This is a genomic window from Pseudomonas sp. B21-009, assembly GCF_024749345.1.
Lineage (GTDB): Bacteria > Pseudomonadota > Gammaproteobacteria > Pseudomonadales > Pseudomonadaceae > Aquipseudomonas.
Genome location: NZ_CP087199.1, coordinates 1,838,659 through 1,853,668, shown reverse-complemented (window position 1 = coordinate 1,853,668; position 15,010 = coordinate 1,838,659). Strand labels below are relative to the sequence as shown.

Sequence of the window (15,010 nt, the reverse complement as noted above, 5' to 3'; positions counted from 1 at the left end):
CCCGTTCCTGACACGACTGGCAAGTCTAGAAAAAAGCGCCCGAGGCCGATTCCTGGCACAACTGGCTGGCGAGCATGCCCAGGGTCATCACCGCCCGCTCCGCCTCACGATTCCACGGGATGCCGCAGTTCAGACGAATGCAGTGGTTGAATTGCTCGGTGTTACTGAAGATCAACCCTGGGGCGATACTGATGCCCTGCTGCAGCGCACGCACGTGCAATTCCTGGGTATTGACCCGGCCCGGCAGGCTCACCCAGAGAATGAAACCGCCGGTGGGCCGGGTCATCTGCGTACCTTCCGGGAAATGCTGTTGCACCGCCAGCTGGTAGGCGCTGAGATTTTTCCGATATTCCTGGCGGATGAAACGCAGATGCCGGTCGTAACCACCGTTCTCCAGGTAGGAAGCCACCCCCATCTGCGTCACGCTGCAGGCCGAGTGGGTGGTAAAGGTCTGCAAGCGCTGGATTTCCGCCTGGTACTTGCCGGCAACCATCCAGCCGATACGCACACCGGGCGACAAGGTCTTGGAAAAGCTTGAGCAATAGATCACCCGCCCGAGCCGGTCGAAGGCCTTGAGCGCCTTGGTCTTGCCCTGCTCGAACATCAGCTCGCCATAGATATCGTCTTCGATGATCTGGATGTCGAAATCCGACGCCAGGCGCAACAGCTGCTTCTGGCGATCTTCCGGAATGGTGCCGCCCAGCGGATTGCTCAGGCGCGCGGTCAACACCAGGGCCTTGATCGACCACTGGTTGGCCGCCAGCTGTAACGCCTCAAGACTGATGCCGGTGGATGGATCGCTGGGGATCTCGATGACTTTCAGGCCAAGCAGGTCGGCCAGTTGCAGCAAACCGTAGTAGGTCGGTGATTCGGCGGCGATCAGGTCGCCCGGCCGGGTCAGCACCCGCAACGACATCTGCAGGGCATCGACGCAGCCATGGGTGACTACCACTTCGCTGGGGTCGACCACCACGCCGGCATCGCGCATGCGAATGGCGATCTGCCGGCGCAACGGCTCGAAACCCGGGCTGAACATGTAGCTGAACGCCCGCGGGCTATGAAAGCGGGTGACCTTGGCCAATTGCTGGTGCAACGCGCGCACCGGCAAATAGTCGACATGCGGCACCGCCGCGCCAAAGGGAAACACCCCGTCGCGCCGGGCTTCGGTCAATACCTGCTGGATGATACTGCTGCGCGTGACCAGCCCCGGGCGCTCGACCCGGGCGATATCCGGCGTCTGTGCGGTCAACGCAGGGGTCTGGTGCACGTAATAGCCGGACTGCGGCCGCGCGCGAATCAAGCCCTGGTCTTCGAGATTGGCATAGGCCTGCAGCACCGTGGCATGGCTGACATTGAGCTGCGAGCTCATCTTGCGCACCGACGGCACCCGCTCACCTGGCTGGTACACACCGCGGCGAATATCTTCGGCCAGTTGCTGGGCGATGCGCTGGTAGAGCAACAGGTTGGTCATGATCAGTTCTCGACACGCAGGCAATGTAGTTGTTTTTGTACGGCTGTTTTCGGCCAAGAATACCGGAACAGTTGCGAAGTGTACTGGGACAGATTGCAGAATAGTCGACAATACAGTTGTGTGACAGAGGGGGCGATTATCATTTTCTGCGAGCTTATCCATTCGCTGGGGCGCGGCTGCTGGCCCCTTCCGCCCTTACGGCGGGTCCCTTTTGTTCTTGGCAAAAGGAACCAAAACCGCTCGCTCCAGCATACGGCCCTACGCTCCGCTCCGGGTTCCCTCGCTACGGTGCCTTCCAGGGGCATCGCGGCCTACGACTTGCTCCGCCAAGTCTACGTCTCAAGACTTCGGCCTAGGCCGAAGGGTGCTGCGCACCCGCCCCCCCTCCAGACACCTACGCTCAGCCTCTTGAAGTCGCGAAGTTACGGGCGGCACCTGCACTGGCGTATCTGCGAAAGCAGATGTCGGCGCAGCCAGGCTTACGCAGGGGCGGGACAAGCCCGCTGATAAAACGAGCACCAACTTGTTTGGTCTTGATCTTGATGTTCATGCACGTACTTCCAGGCGCCGCGAAAAGCGACTTCAGGAGGCCGAGCGTAGGTGCCTGTAGGGGCGGTGCGCAGCACCTTCGGCGTCAGCCGAAGACGCGAGACGTAGACTTGGCGTAGCAAGTCGTAGGCCGCGATGCCCCGGAAGGTGCCGTAGCGAGGGGACCCGAAGCGCAGCGTAGGGCCGTATGCAGGAGCAAGCGGTTTTGCCTACTTCTTCCCAAGAGAAAAGTAGGCCGCCGTAAAGGCGGAAGGGGCCGGCAGCCGCACCGCACCGAATGGATAAGCCCGCAGCTTCAAAAACCCAACCCAAGCCCCTGCAGAGTCATAAAAAACCCGGAGAGGAACACTCACCGGGTTTCTTCATCCATTACTCAGCGCGCCGCGCCAAGCTTGCCCTTGTCGTCGGAAAAGACGATCTCGACCCGACGGTTCTGCGCCCTGCCCCGCTCCGAGGCATTGGCCTCGACCGGATACTGGTCGCCATAGCCCTCGACCTCGATGCGCTTTTCATCGACACCCAGGTCGATCAGCATATCGGCTACCGCCTGAGCCCGATCCCGGGACAATTTGAGGTTATCCTCAGGCGCGCCCGTGCTGTCGGTATAACCCTCGATACGGATAATGCGCTTGGGGTTGAGCTGGAGGAACTGCACCAGCTTGAGCACCGTGCGGCTGGCCGAGTTTTTAAGCTCCGCATGCCCGGTGTCGAACAGCACGTCGCCCAGGGTCATCACCAAGCCACGGTCGCTCTGCTCGGTGGCCAGGCTGACGATCTGCGCTTCCAGCCATTTGCCCTGCTGCTGCACGCTGGCAAGCTTGGCCTCACGCAACGCCAGCTGCAGGCGCTGACGCTCAAGCTCAAGCTTGGCCAGGCGTTCCTGGTTGAGCACCAGATTGCTGTGCTCGCGGGCAATATCGCTGTAGCGCTGGCTCAGGTAGGCGTAATGGCGCACATCGGCGCCGGTCCCCAGATAACTGGACAGGCGCTCGGCACGGGCCAGCGATTCACCGGCACGAATCACGTCACGCGGCGCGCTGCGCAAAACGTTGGAATCGTCCTTGACCGTCTGGAACTTGGCCGTGGCCTCGTCCAGCGCCGTCTCGCTGCGCTGGCTGGCGCAGCCCTGCAGGCCGACCACACCGACCAACAACAGTGCTGCCAATGGTTTGATCGAACTCACCGCTGCTCCCCCAACTGTTTACGCAGGCGATTGACCCGCGATTGCAGCAAGTCCAGCTGCTCCTTGCTCTTGACCGTCAGCACCCGCGCCTCGGCCAGGCGCGCGTCCAGCTCGGCCTGCTCGGCGCGCATGCGCGCGTCACGGTAGGATTCGCTGGTCATGTTGACTCGGGCCCGAGCCAGTTTTTCTTCGGCCTGCTTCAGCTCTGCCACTTCGTCGGTGGCACCCACCGCCTTGGCCTGCTCCAGTGCCTGCTCGGACAGGCGCAACTGTTCATTCGGGGCCGGGTCATTGGCACATCCGGCCAGGGCCAGCAGTGCCAGAGCGGCGAATAATGGATGAGTTCTCACGCAATCTTCCTACTGTTTAGGGGCATCCAGCGGCGCCTGCATCTGCGCTTTCCAGCGTTCGACATTACGTTGCAGCACCGCCTGGGACACGCCGGAGGCCGGCAATTCTGTCAGCTTTTTTGCCAGTTGTCCGCGCAACCAGGCGTCATTGCATGCCGAATTATGCGACAGCGCCAGGTACAGGCCCGGGCGATCCAGAGGCAAACCGCGGGCAATCAGCTCGTTGTTCATGCCCAGGGCCTGAACCATCGCCATCCCGGCGTAGCGCCCGGCCAGCACATAGTCGACCTGACCGAGCAGCAACTTCTGGAAGGCCTGGGTCAGATTCTGCGAAGGTGCCAGCTGCAACTGGCTCTTGGCGTAGGCAGCAAATTCCGGGGTCATGCGCGCTTTTTCCGAGACGCTGCCGCGATGCTCGTGCAAATCGGCCAGGGTGTTATAGACCAGCGGCGAATCGTGGCGAGTCCACACCACGTATTCGTTGCTCAGCAGCGAGGGATGGACGAAGTCGACCGTAGTCAGCTCGGCCACCGCGAAGGGTGAATCGATCAGCAAGTCGACGCGACCGCTGCGCACCTCTTCCAGGGCCTGGCTGCGGCTGCCGCTGTCGAGGACTTCAACCTTCAGGCCCAGCTCGCTGGCTACCTGCCTGAACAGGTCGACGTTGGCGCCCATCAGGTGCCTGGGATCTTGCGGATCGCGCCACGAGTACGGCGGCGCATCGGGGCTGCCGGTGGCCACCAGCCGCTCGCACTTGCCCACCGCCCACGCTTGCAACGGCATCAGCACCGCAGCGAACATCAGCGCCGTGTTTATCCGGCCACGCCATCCCATGCAACCACTCCCCAACTTTCTAGCCAGAATGAAAAAGCCCGATCTGCCGGGCTGTGCAAGGCAGGCCTGCACAGCCCGAACGGACCGGGCTCTTTTATAAGTGAAGCGACTGGATTAAACCAGCTTCTCCAGCTCAGGGATGGCTTCGAACAGGTCAGCCACCAGGCCGTAGTCGGCCACCTGGAAGATCGGCGCTTCTTCGTCCTTGTTGATCGCAACGATCACTTTGGAGTCTTTCATGCCGGCCAGGTGCTGGATCGCGCCGGAAATACCGACGGCGATGTACAGCTGTGGTGCAACGATCTTGCCGGTCTGACCGACCTGCATGTCGTTGGGTACGAAACCTGCGTCGACCGCAGCGCGCGAAGCACCTACGGCAGCGCCGAGCTTGTCGGCCAGGGCGTACAGGTGCTTGAAGTTATCACCGTTCTGCATGCCGCGACCGCCGGAAACGACGATCTTGGCAGCGGTCAGCTCAGGGCGGTCGGACTTGGCCAGCTCTTCGCCAACGAAGGCCGATTTGCCTGCGTCGTGGGCAGCAGCGACAGCTTCAACGGCAGCCGAACCACCTTCGGCGGCAACGGCGTCAAAGCCGGTGGCACGGACGGTGATGACTTTGACGGCAGCGTTCGATTGCACGGTGGCAATGGCGTTACCGGCGTAGATCGGACGCTTGAAGGTGTCAGCCGATTCAACCGAGATGATCTCGGAAATCTGGTCGACGTCCAGCAGCGCGGCAACGCGCGGCAGGATGTTCTTGCCGTTGGAGGTGGCAGGAGCCAGCACGTGGCTGTAGCCCTTGCCCAGCTCGGCTACCAGCGGCGCGACGTTTTCTGGCAGCTGGTGAGCGTAGGCGGCGTTGTCGGCAACCAGGACCTTGGCAACGCCAGCGATCTTGGCCGCGGCTTCAGCGACGCCACCGACGTTCTGGCCTGCGACCAGCACATGGATGTCGCCACCGATCTTGGCGGCAGCAGCAACAGTGTTCAGGGTGGCCGGGGCAACGGCACCGTTTTCGTGTTCAGCGATAACCAGGATAGTCATTTAGATTACCTTCGCCTCGTTCTTCAGTTTCTCGACCAGTTCAGCAACCGACTTGACCTTGATACCGGCGCTGCGGGCAGCCGGCGCTTCGACTTTCAGGGTCTTGTTGGTAGAGGCGGTGGAAACGCCCAGCGCGTCTGGAGTAACGGTCTCCAGCGGCTTCTTCTTGGCCTTCATGATGTTCGGCAGCGACGCGTAGCGCGGCTCGTTCAGGCGCAGGTCGGTGGTGACGATGGCTGGCAGGTTCAGCGCAACGGTCTGCAGGCCGCCGTCGATTTCACGGGTAACGTTGACCTTGTCGCCAGCAACCTCGACCTTGGAGGCGAAGGTGCCCTGGGCGTAACCGCTCAGTGCAGCCAGCATCTGGCCGGTCTGGTTGTTGTCGCTGTCGATGGCTTGCTTGCCAAGGATCACCAGCTGCGGTTGTTCTTTGTCGACCACTGCCTTGAGCAGCTTGGCCACAGCCAGCGAAGTCAGCTCTTCAGCCGATTCGACCAGGATGGCGCGGTCGGCACCCAGTGCCAGGGCAGTACGCAGTTGCTCCTGGGCAGTGGCCGGGCCGACGGTAACGACGACGATCTCGCTCGCAACGCCCTTCTCTTTCAGGCGCACGGCTTCTTCTACGGCAATTTCGCAGAAGGGGTTCATGGACATCTTGACGTTAGCAAGGTCGACGCCGGAGTTGTCCGCCTTGACGCGAACCTTGACGTTATAGTCGACCACTCGTTTGACAGCTACAAGAACCTTCATGGATTCCTCGTTACTCTCCGGTGAAAAGAATGTCGCCTGGGGCAAACCCGGCGATTGCGCGTGGGTACAAGGGCACCTCTAAAAACGATCACAGGTGGACGAATTTAACCCTGACCCAGCAGTCTCGTTTCGGCCTGTCAGTTGCAAAACCCGTGGGTCATTATTTGTCGTGGCGTGTAAACTCCACTACAAAGCGGGTTGTGGCGTAACTGCCCTGCTTTTCGCCTGGTTTTTAGGGGTGCTCCTGCATCCTGCGGTCAGCCTACGGCGAGCGCAAAACCGCTCGTATCTTGACCGTAACGCCCAATCCGGTCAATACGGCAAACCGGTCAGCTTCAAGCCGCGCTTCTTTGATTTTACTGGCCTGCGGCAAATTCAAACAAACGTTTGTATTGGACCCCGCGAGTGGTGTAGATATAATGCGCGGCCAAGAGAAAGCGGTGTAGTCCGTCATCGCTCGAGCTACAGCCCGAGCGTCTGAAAAATGACCGCCTGACACCCGCCAACAAAGAAAAACCGATGAGCCTTGAGTAGGAGAGAACCTGTGGAACGCGAATACATGGAATTCGACGTGGTCATTGTCGGCGCTGGCCCGGCTGGCCTGTCCGCCGCCTGCCGACTGAAGCAGAAGGCCGCCGAAGCCGGTAACGAAATCAGCGTCTGCGTGGTCGAGAAAGGCTCGGAAGTCGGCGCCCACATCCTCTCCGGTGCGGTGTTCGAACCTCGCGCCCTGAACGAACTGTTCCCGGACTGGAAAGAGCTCGGCGCCCCGCTCAACACCGAAGTCAAACGCGACGACATCTATGTGCTCAAGGATGCTGGCAGCTCGATCAAGGTCCCTGACCTGTTCGTGCCCAAGACCATGCACAACGAAGGCAACTACATCATCTCTCTGGGTAACCTGTGCCGCTGGCTGGCCCAGCAGGCGGAGAACCTGGGCGTCGAGATCTACCCGGGCTTCGCCGCCCAGGAAGCCCTGTTCGACGAAAACGGCGTGGTCCGCGGGATTATCACCGGCGACCTCGGCGTCGACCGTGAAGGCAACCCGAAAGAAGGCCTGTATACCCCAGGCATGGAGCTGCGCGGCAAGTACACGCTGTTCGCCGAAGGTTGCCGTGGCCACATCGGCAAACAGCTGATCAAGCGTTTCAACCTCGACAGCGAGTCCGACGTCCAGCATTACGGCATCGGCTTGAAAGAAATCTGGGAAATCGATCCGGCCAAGCACGAACAAGGCCTGGTCGTGCACACCGCAGGCTGGCCGCTGGATGTCATGGCCAAGGAAAACACCGGTGGATCGTTCCTCTATCACCTGGAAAACAACCAGGTAGTCGTAGGTTTGATCGTCGACCTGTCCTACTCCAACGCCTACCTGTCGCCGTTTGACGAATTCCAGCGCCTGAAACACCACCCGGTGATCAGCCAGTACCTCGAAGGCGGCAAGCGCATCAGCTACGGCGCCCGCGCCCTGGCCAAAGGTGGCTTGAACTCGCTGCCGAAAATGGTCTTCGCCGGCGGCGCCCTGATCGGTTGCGATCTGGGCACCATGAACGTGGCCAAAATCAAGGGCAGCCACACTGCCATGAAATCCGGCATGCTCGCCGCCGACGCGGTGGCCGAAGCCCTGCTGGCAGGTGGTGAAGGCGGCGATCAACTCAACAGCTACGTTACAGCGTTCAAAGCCAGCTGGCTGTATGACGAGCTGTTCTCCAGCCGTAACTTCGGCCCGGCCATGCACAAGTTCGGCCCGATGCTCGGTGCGGCGTTCAACTACCTCGACCAGAACTGGTTCGGTGGCAAGCTGCCGTTCACCCTGCACGACACCAAGCCGGACTACGCCTGCCTGAAGCTGGCTGCCGACTCGAAAAAAATCGACTATCCAAAACCGGATGGCAAGCTGAGCTTCGACAAGCTGAGCTCGGTGTTCCTCTCCAGCACCAACCATGAAGAAGAGCAGCCGTGCCACCTGAAACTGGCTGACGCGAGCATCCCGATCGGCACCAACCTGCCGCTGTACGACGAGCCTGCCCAGCGCTACTGCCCGGCTGGCGTGTACGAAGTAGTCAGCCAGGAAGACGGCAGCAAGCGCTTCCAGATCAACGCCCAGAACTGCGTGCACTGCAAGACCTGTGACATCAAGGACCCTTCGCAGAACATTACCTGGGTCACCCCGGAAGGCGCCGGCGGCCCGACTTACCCGAACATGTAAGTCAGCCGGCCTAAAAAAACCCCCTCGCCGTTGTGGCCAGGGGGCTTTTTTATCGCTTGTGTCAGGCCGTTCTGACTTCTTCGAACAACTCAGGGTGGCGATCAAGTAGCTTGAGCAATTTGACCAGGGCCAAGGGAGGCTTGGTCTTGCCGTTTTCGTAACGGGAGAATGCATTGACCCCGCCGCCGAATATTTCCGCTGCTTCACGCTGGTCAAGTGCCAGCTTCTTGCGTACGGCAGCAATAAATTGCGGGTCGACAGCCGCAGCATTGACCTGCCGATTGAAAGCGAGCATCGCCGCACTGACACGCCGCGACTCTGTATCACTGAGCACCCTCTCAGCGCAGGCAGGGCAGTAATCCCCGGCAACATCAGTCACCCTGGTTGTCTCACCTTTGTAGGTGTACGGCAGATCGCGCCTGGCACTGACCAGCTCAGCCGCGCCACAGGCTGGACATTTCATTTTCACAACTCCTTGAAGGACACGATGAGCACATCATCGATGACCGTCAGTTTCAGGTAGACCCGCCAGCGCCCTGACCGTCGAAAGCCTGCAATGAGGCGTGCCTTTCTCCATGAGCAAATTAACCTAATAGGTTCAATTTGGCAAATAGGTTAATCCATTTGCCCCGCTCTGGAGTCTGCCCGATCAGCGCCCAGGCAGCAGGGAACCATTGTCACAGCAGATGAACTCAGCAGCGCACCGCCTCATCTTCGAAGGGCACCGCTTCGCGTGCGCCAAAGTACAGTGCCGTAAGCAAGCCAACCACACCCATGACCAGGCAGAAGCCCACGCACACCCATGGGCTCCACGGCATCAGGGCGATCAGCAGCAATGGCGTGGTGCTCGCCCACAGGGCGTAGGCAATGTTGTAGGTAAAGGAAATGCCCGAGACGCGAATCTGCGCCGGGAACAAGCCGACCATCACCGATGGCACCACCCCCACCACGCCACAAGACAGGCCAGCAATGGCATAGGCCAGCCCGGTCCAGCCCCAGCCAGCCACCAGGCTGGCGTAAAGGCCGGCGATGCCCAAGGGCAGCAGCAGGCTGTAGATCATCAAGGCCCGCCAAGCGCCGATACGGTCCACCAGCAAGCCGGCCAGCACACAACCGATATTGAGAAAAACAATGCCCATGCTGCTCAAGGCGAAGGTGTGCCCGGCACTCATGCCGAAGCGCTGCTGCATCACCGTCGGGGTGATCACCACCAGCACCACCACCGCCGAGGTCAGCACGCAGGTGAGCAGCGCTGCCGGTATCAGCGCCCGGCGATGCTCACGCAACACGGTGCGCAAGGGGAAAGCCGGCGGCTGCTCACGGCGCTCGCGCAAGGCCAGGAACACCGGTGTCTCGCTCAACCAGCGGCGCAGCCAGACGCCGATCACGCCGAATACGCCGCCGAGCAGGAACGGGTAGCGCCAGGCGTAATCAAGGATTTCCTGGGGGCTGAACAGCTGCGCCAGGGCCGTGGCGGTCAGGGCGCCGAGCAGGTAACCGAAGGTCAGCCCTGCCTGCAAAAAACCCAGGGCGTAGCCGCGGCGCCCGGGCGGGGCGTGCTCGGCGACGAAGGTCCAGGCGCTCGGCACCTCGCCCCCTACCGCGGCACCCTGAAGGATGCGCAAGGCCAGGAGGATCAGCGGCGCTGCGTAGCCAATATCGGCGTAGGTGGGCATCACCCCGATCAGCAGGCACGGCAAGGCCATCATCAGGATGCTCAGGCTGAACACCCGTTTGCGCCCCAGGTGGTCGGCAAAATGGGCCATCAGGATGCCGCCCAGCGGCCGCGCCAGATAACCGGTTACAAAAATCCCGAAGCTCTGCAGCAAACGCAGCCATTCGGGCATCTGCGGTGGGAAGAACAACTGGCTAAGGGTCAGGGCGAAGAACACGAATATGATGAAGTCGTAGATCTCCAGCGCCCCGCCCAGGGCCGCCAGGCTCAGGGTCTTGTGGTCGCTGCGCGATAGCTGCAGCGGGCGCGCAGGGTCAGTGGCCGTCATAGGGGTATCCGCAAGTGATCGAGTGCCGGTACGACAGGCGCACCAAGGCAAACGCAAGAGGATAGCAAAAGCTACCCGGCCACACCCAGCGCGGCTTCAGGACTGGCGGCAAAACGCGGTTTGGGCCAGGTCCATTCGCCGTGGGTTGTACGCCGGCCTGGCGGTGCACTCGGGGATGCCCGGCAAATGGCCGATCACCTGCGGCGAGTCAATGATATGCATGAAGGACTGGATGGTCTCGTTGTCCGGAACCTTGGACAGGCTGACATTCACCGCGCGGCGCTGGTTGTCGGGAATCGAGGGGATCTTCAAGTGTTGCGATTCGTACAGCAAGGCGTGCTGGATCAGCGGATTGACCCGGCAGAACCGTTCCAGATCAACGCCGGCATGACTGGCCAGGTCGATGTTGCCCAGCAGCAGGTTGAACGGTTGCAGTGCACTCTGCACCAGGCGTTGCAGATCCTCGAAGCTCTCGACCGGGGCTATGCGGTAATAGCCCATGCCATTGAGCATCCGTTCCAGTTGCAGCAACTGCATCGGGTGTTCGTCGGCAATCAGGATCCGCAGCGATTTGTTCGGCATCGTCATGACCAAGGCAGAGAGCGTTAGAGACGTTCCTTGACCATACTGCGCCAGATCATCAATTGCAGGCTATTGGCGGGCACTTCGCCAGAGAGAGGGTCTTTACTGATAGTTGTCGGGAAATCGCCATAAATCAAGCAAGGCCATGACGGAATTTTCACATTTTTTCGACGTTGGCCGGTTACTGCGATTCCCACTGACGCATGCGCAGCCGGCAGTGTTTCATGGCGTTAACAATATGTTTCTCCACCACACTGCGCGAGATGCCCAGGCGCTCGGCGATCTGCGGGTGAGAAAGGCCGTCGAGCTTGCGCAGCAGAAAACTCTCGCGACAAGGCTGACTGAGCTCGGCCAGCGCGCGCTGCATCAGGTCCAGGCGCTGATTGAGGTCCATGCTTTGGGATGGCGCGGGGGTAAAGAAACGCTCATCGCTGTCGAGCACTTCAAGCGGCTCGGACTGGCGCAGCAAACCACGTCGATGCCCATCGATCACAAGATTCAGAGCGGTGCGATAGAGAAACGCCCGGGGATGCTCGATATCGTCTTCACCGCTGCGCTCGAGCACGCGGATATAGGCATCGTGGGCAACGTCTTCAGCCGCCTGCCGGTTACCCAGGCGGGCACAGAGAAAACTCACCAGTTCGCGATAGTAGTTTTCCAACACAACACCTGGCCGCGACATCTGCGGGGGTTCCCTGACTCGTGGTTGAGCGGATCTGAATGATGGCAGTATGCAATAATACAAATTATAATTATTCTCAGCAAGATCAGACCTTGATCCCGGTAAATTCCACGGCCCCCACCTCGTTTACCTGGGAGCCTCCCGTGTCTGCCGTGCCGCTTCGGCAGTGAGATGTCACGGGCCATTCCATCCGGCTGGAACCCTGCATGAAACGCTCATCGAATACTCGTCGCCTGCTGTTGTGCAGTCTCGGCCTGCTCAGCCTGGGCGCCCTGCTCGCCTGGAAAACCCTGCCCGCCGGTGGCGACCCGTTGAGCACCGTTACCGTGACCCGTACCGACATCGAAAGCAGCGTCACGGCCCTGGGTACCTTGCAGCCGCGGCGTTATGTGGACGTGGGTGCCCAGGCCTCCGGGCAGATCCGCAAACTGCACGTCGAGGTGGGAGATCAGGTCAAGCAAGGTCAGTTGCTGGTTGAGATCGACCCCTCCACGCAGCAGGCAAAGCTTGATGCCGGGCGTTTCTCGATCGACAACCTCAAGGCCCAGCTGGATGAACAGAAGGCTCAGTACCAACTGGCCGAGCAACAGTTCAAGCGCCAGCGCAACCTGGCCGCCGGCGGCGCCACCCGCGAGGAAGACGTGCAAAGCGCCCAGGCCCAGTTGAAGGTCACCCAGGCGCGCATCGACATGTACCGCGCACAGATTCGCCAGGCCCAGGCGAGCCTGCGCAGCGACGAGGCTGAGCTGGGTTACACGCGCATTTATGCACCGATGGCCGGCACCGTGGTCGCCGTCGATGCCCGCGAAGGCCAGACCCTTAACGCCCAACAGCAAACCCCGCTGATCCTGCGCATCGCCAAGTTGTCGCCAATGACCGTCTGGGCCCAGGTGTCCGAGGCCGATATCGGCCATGTCAAACCGGGCATGAGCGCCTATTTCACCACCCTGGCCGGCGGCAAGCGGCGCTGGACCAGCAGTGTGCGGCAAATTCTGCCGGTGCCGCCCAAACCCCTCGATCAATCCAGCCAGGGCGGTGGCAGCCCGGCCAGCGCCAGTGGTAGCGGCGCCAGCAGCAAAGTGGTGCTCTATACCGTACTGCTGGATGTCGATAACCCGGACAACGCCCTGATGGCAGAGATGACCACCCAGGTGTTCTTCGTTGCCGGGCGTGCCAGCAAGGTGCTCACCGTACCGGTGGCAGCCCTGGATGATCATGCCGACGGCAATGACCTGCGCATTGCCCAGGTGCTCGACAGCAAGGGCAAGGTCAACCAGCGCCAGGTCCGCACCGGCCTCAGCGACCGCTTGCGGGTGCAGGTGCTCGACGGCCTTGCCGAGGGCGAGCGCCTGCTGATCGGCGCACCTGCCGCAAGCGGGGGTTGAATGTCCACGCCCCTGATCGAACTGCGCGACATCCGCAAATCCTATGGCGGCGTCGATACGCCCAAGGTCGAGGTGGTCCGCGGCATCAGCCTGGCCATCCATCCCGGCGAGTTCGTCGCCATTGTCGGCGCTTCCGGCTCCGGCAAGTCGACGCTGATGAACATCCTCGGCTGCCTTGATCGTCCGACCTCAGGCAACTACTACTTCGCCGGCAAGGACGTCGCCGACCTCGACAGCGATGAGCTGGCCTGGTTGCGCCGTGAAGCCTTCGGCTTCGTGTTCCAGGGCTATCACCTGATCGCCTCGGGTTCGGCCCAGGAAAACGTCGAGATGCCGGCCATCTATGCCGGCACCCCCGCCGCCGAACGCCATGCCCGCGCCGCCGCCTTGCTCGAACGCCTGGGCCTTGCCAGCCGCACCGGCAACCGCCCGCACCAGTTGTCTGGCGGCCAGCAACAGCGGGTGTCGATCGCCCGCGCCTTGATGAACGGCGGACACATCATCCTCGCCGACGAACCGACCGGGGCACTGGACAGCCAGAGCGGCGCCGAAGTCATGGCCCTGCTCGACGAACTGGCCAGCCAGGGCCACGTGGTGATCCTGATTACCCACGACCGCGAAGTCGCGGCGCGGGCCAAGCGGGTCATCGAGATTCGTGACGGCCTGGTGCTCAGTGATTCGGCAGAGCAATCTGCTGCTCCCGCCGCCAGCGCTCCCGGCCTGCAAGCCGAAGACCTGCGCCAGCGCCTGAACCTCGGCGCCACCGCCAGCGGCGCCTGGAAAGGCGAGCTGGTCGAAGCCCTGCAGGCGGCCTGGCGGATCATGTGGATCAACCGCTTCCGTACTGCCCTGACCCTGCTCGGGATCGTCATCGGCGTGGCCTCGGTAGTGGTCATGCTGGCCGTCGGCGAAGGCAGCAAGCGCCAGGTCATGGCGCAGATGGCAGCCTTCGGCTCGAACATCCTGTACCTGAGCGGCAGCGCCCCGACACTGCGTGAACCGGCCGGGGTCATCACCCTCGACGATGTCGCCGCGGTATCCAGCCTGCCGCAGGTGAAGATGATCATGCCGGTGATCGGCAACTCGCTGATGGTGCGCTACGGCAACAATAACCAGCAGTTCTATGTGGGCGGCAACAACACCTACTTCAGCGAAATCTTCAATTGGCCGGTGGTCGAAGGCAGCTTCTTCACCGAGGCCGATGAACAGAGCGCGGCAGCCGTGGCGGTCATCGGCCAGAAGGTGCGGGAGAAACTATTTGGAGCCGGTAACGACCCCATCGGCCAGTACATCCTGGTCGAAAACGTGCCCTTCCAGGTGCTCGGCATTCTCGCCGGCAAAGGCGCAAGCTCGGGCGACCAGGACAGCGACGAGCGCATCGTGGTGCCCTACTCGGCCGCCGCCATCCGCCTGTTCGGCAGCCGCAACCCGGAGTACGTGACCATCGCCGCCGCCGACTCACGGCGCGTGGCCGACACGGAAGCGGCCATCGACCACCTGATGCGCAAGCTTCACAACGGCAAGCACGACTATGAACTGACCAACGACGCGGCGCTGATCCAGGCCGAAGCGCGCACCCAGAATACCCTGTCGCTGATGCTCGGCTCGATCGCCGCGATCTCGCTGCTGGTCGGCGGTATCGGGGTGATGAACATCATGCTGATGACGGTGCGCGAGCGCACCCGCGAGATCGGCATCCGCATGGCCACTGGCGCCCGCCAGCGCGACATCCTGCGCCAGTTTCTCAGCGAAGCGGTGCTGCTGTCGATGGTCGGCGGGGTCACCGGCATTGCCCTGGCCCTGTTGATTGGCGGCGTGTTGCTGCTGGCCGATATTGCCGTGGCCTTCTCCTTGCCTGCCGTGCTTGGCGCCTTTGCCTGTGCGGTGGTCACCGGCGTGGTGTTCGGCTTCATGCCCGCGCGCAAAGCCGCCCGCCTCGACCCGGTCAAAGCCCTTACCAGCGAATAA

Annotated in this window: 14 protein-coding genes; 3 read left to right on the top strand and 11 right to left on the bottom strand. The window is 61.7% G+C overall.

The features are described 5' to 3' along the window. Positions 1-25 precede the first annotated feature (25 nt). The 7 genes from LOY34_RS08525 to LOY34_RS08495 form a co-directional block, all read right to left on the bottom strand. Entirely contained in the window at positions 26-1,471 is a 1,446-nt protein-coding gene (locus LOY34_RS08525) for a PLP-dependent aminotransferase family protein (RefSeq protein ID WP_045200530.1), read from the bottom strand. Between the two features lie 400 nt (positions 1,472-1,871). Next, the gene (locus LOY34_RS08520) at positions 1,872-2,021 is read right to left on the bottom strand and encodes a hypothetical protein (protein WP_195883420.1); all 150 of its coding nucleotides are present in this window, start codon (positions 2,019-2,021) and stop codon (positions 1,872-1,874) included. 372 nt (positions 2,022-2,393) lie between these two features. Next, complete coding sequence (locus LOY34_RS08515) at positions 2,394-3,203, bottom strand: OmpA family protein (RefSeq protein WP_045200527.1); 810 nt, start codon at positions 3,201-3,203, stop codon at positions 2,394-2,396. Then, entirely contained in the window at positions 3,200-3,553 is a 354-nt protein-coding gene (locus LOY34_RS08510; RefSeq protein ID WP_045200525.1) for a DUF4398 domain-containing protein, read from the bottom strand. The genes LOY34_RS08515 and LOY34_RS08510 overlap by 4 nt, the downstream gene beginning before the upstream one ends. 9 nt (positions 3,554-3,562) lie before the next feature. Beyond that, positions 3,563-4,387, bottom strand: a complete 825-nt coding sequence (locus tag LOY34_RS08505) for a substrate-binding periplasmic protein (protein ID WP_408980904.1) — start codon at positions 4,385-4,387, stop codon at positions 3,563-3,565. Positions 4,388-4,501: 114 nt separating this feature from the next. Next, complete coding sequence (locus LOY34_RS08500; protein WP_045200521.1) at positions 4,502-5,431, bottom strand: electron transfer flavoprotein subunit alpha/FixB family protein; 930 nt, start codon at positions 5,429-5,431, stop codon at positions 4,502-4,504. Continuing rightward, on the bottom strand, positions 5,432-6,181 hold the full coding sequence (locus LOY34_RS08495; RefSeq protein ID WP_010224703.1) for an electron transfer flavoprotein subunit beta/FixA family protein: 750 nt from the start codon (positions 6,179-6,181) through the stop codon (positions 5,432-5,434). It lies immediately after the preceding gene. 544 nt (positions 6,182-6,725) lie between these two features. On the opposite strand from LOY34_RS08495, the gene LOY34_RS08490 reads away from it, so the two are divergent. Then, a complete protein-coding gene (locus tag LOY34_RS08490; RefSeq protein ID WP_045200520.1) occupies positions 6,726-8,390 on the top strand; it encodes an electron transfer flavoprotein-ubiquinone oxidoreductase in 1,665 nt (554 codons plus the stop codon). 61 nt (positions 8,391-8,451) lie between these two features. Here LOY34_RS08490 and LOY34_RS08485 read toward each other — a convergent pair whose 3' ends face one another. The 4 genes from LOY34_RS08485 to LOY34_RS08470 form a co-directional block, all read right to left on the bottom strand. Then, positions 8,452-8,853, bottom strand: coding sequence for a type II TA system antitoxin MqsA family protein (locus tag LOY34_RS08485; RefSeq protein ID WP_045200518.1), 402 nt, complete (start codon positions 8,851-8,853; stop codon positions 8,452-8,454). Positions 8,854-9,082: 229 nt separating this feature from the next. Then, complete coding sequence (locus tag LOY34_RS08480; protein WP_093385367.1) at positions 9,083-10,393, bottom strand: MFS transporter; 1,311 nt, start codon at positions 10,391-10,393, stop codon at positions 9,083-9,085. A 96-nt stretch (positions 10,394-10,489) separates the two neighbouring features. After that, positions 10,490-10,975: a histidine kinase gene (locus LOY34_RS08475; protein WP_195883419.1), complete on the bottom strand. Its 486-nt coding sequence runs from the start codon at positions 10,973-10,975 to the stop codon at positions 10,490-10,492. 181 nt (positions 10,976-11,156) lie between these two features. Next, a complete protein-coding gene (locus tag LOY34_RS08470) occupies positions 11,157-11,636 on the bottom strand; it encodes a sigma-70 family RNA polymerase sigma factor (protein WP_045200511.1) in 480 nt (159 codons plus the stop codon). A gap of 227 nt (positions 11,637-11,863) precedes the next feature. Between LOY34_RS08470 and LOY34_RS08465 the strand changes: the two genes are divergently transcribed. Both LOY34_RS08465 and LOY34_RS08460 read left to right on the top strand, forming a co-directional pair. Further along, positions 11,864-13,042 (top strand): efflux RND transporter periplasmic adaptor subunit, encoded by a 1,179-nt coding sequence (locus tag LOY34_RS08465; RefSeq protein WP_195883418.1) that lies wholly within the window; start codon positions 11,864-11,866, stop codon positions 13,040-13,042. Then, positions 13,043-15,010 (top strand): MacB family efflux pump subunit, encoded by a 1,968-nt coding sequence (locus LOY34_RS08460; RefSeq protein ID WP_195883417.1) that lies wholly within the window; start codon positions 13,043-13,045, stop codon positions 15,008-15,010. It abuts the gene before it with no gap.

Excerpts from the sequence above, each read along its gene's own strand:
- LOY34_RS08525 (WP_045200530.1), bottom strand. The coding sequence starts at position 1,471 with ATGACCAACCTGTTGCTCTACCAGCGCATCGCCCAGCAACTGGCCGAA.
- LOY34_RS08520 (WP_195883420.1), bottom strand. The coding sequence starts at position 2,021 with ATGAACATCAAGATCAAGACCAAACAAGTTGGTGCTCGTTTTATCAGC.
- LOY34_RS08505 (WP_408980904.1), bottom strand. The coding sequence starts at position 4,387 with ATGGGATGGCGTGGCCGGATAAACACGGCGCTGATGTTCGCTGCGGTG.
- LOY34_RS08500 (WP_045200521.1), bottom strand. The coding sequence starts at position 5,431 with ATGACTATCCTGGTTATCGCTGAACACGAAAACGGTGCCGTTGCCCCG.
- LOY34_RS08495 (WP_010224703.1), bottom strand. The coding sequence starts at position 6,181 with ATGAAGGTTCTTGTAGCTGTCAAACGAGTGGTCGACTATAACGTCAAG.
- LOY34_RS08485 (WP_045200518.1), bottom strand. The coding sequence starts at position 8,853 with ATGAAATGTCCAGCCTGTGGCGCGGCTGAGCTGGTCAGTGCCAGGCGC.
- LOY34_RS08480 (WP_093385367.1), bottom strand. The coding sequence starts at position 10,393 with ATGACGGCCACTGACCCTGCGCGCCCGCTGCAGCTATCGCGCAGCGAC.
- LOY34_RS08475 (WP_195883419.1), bottom strand. The coding sequence starts at position 10,975 with ATGCCGAACAAATCGCTGCGGATCCTGATTGCCGACGAACACCCGATG.
- LOY34_RS08465 (WP_195883418.1), top strand. The coding sequence starts at position 11,864 with ATGAAACGCTCATCGAATACTCGTCGCCTGCTGTTGTGCAGTCTCGGC.
- LOY34_RS08460 (WP_195883417.1), top strand. The coding sequence starts at position 13,043 with ATGTCCACGCCCCTGATCGAACTGCGCGACATCCGCAAATCCTATGGC.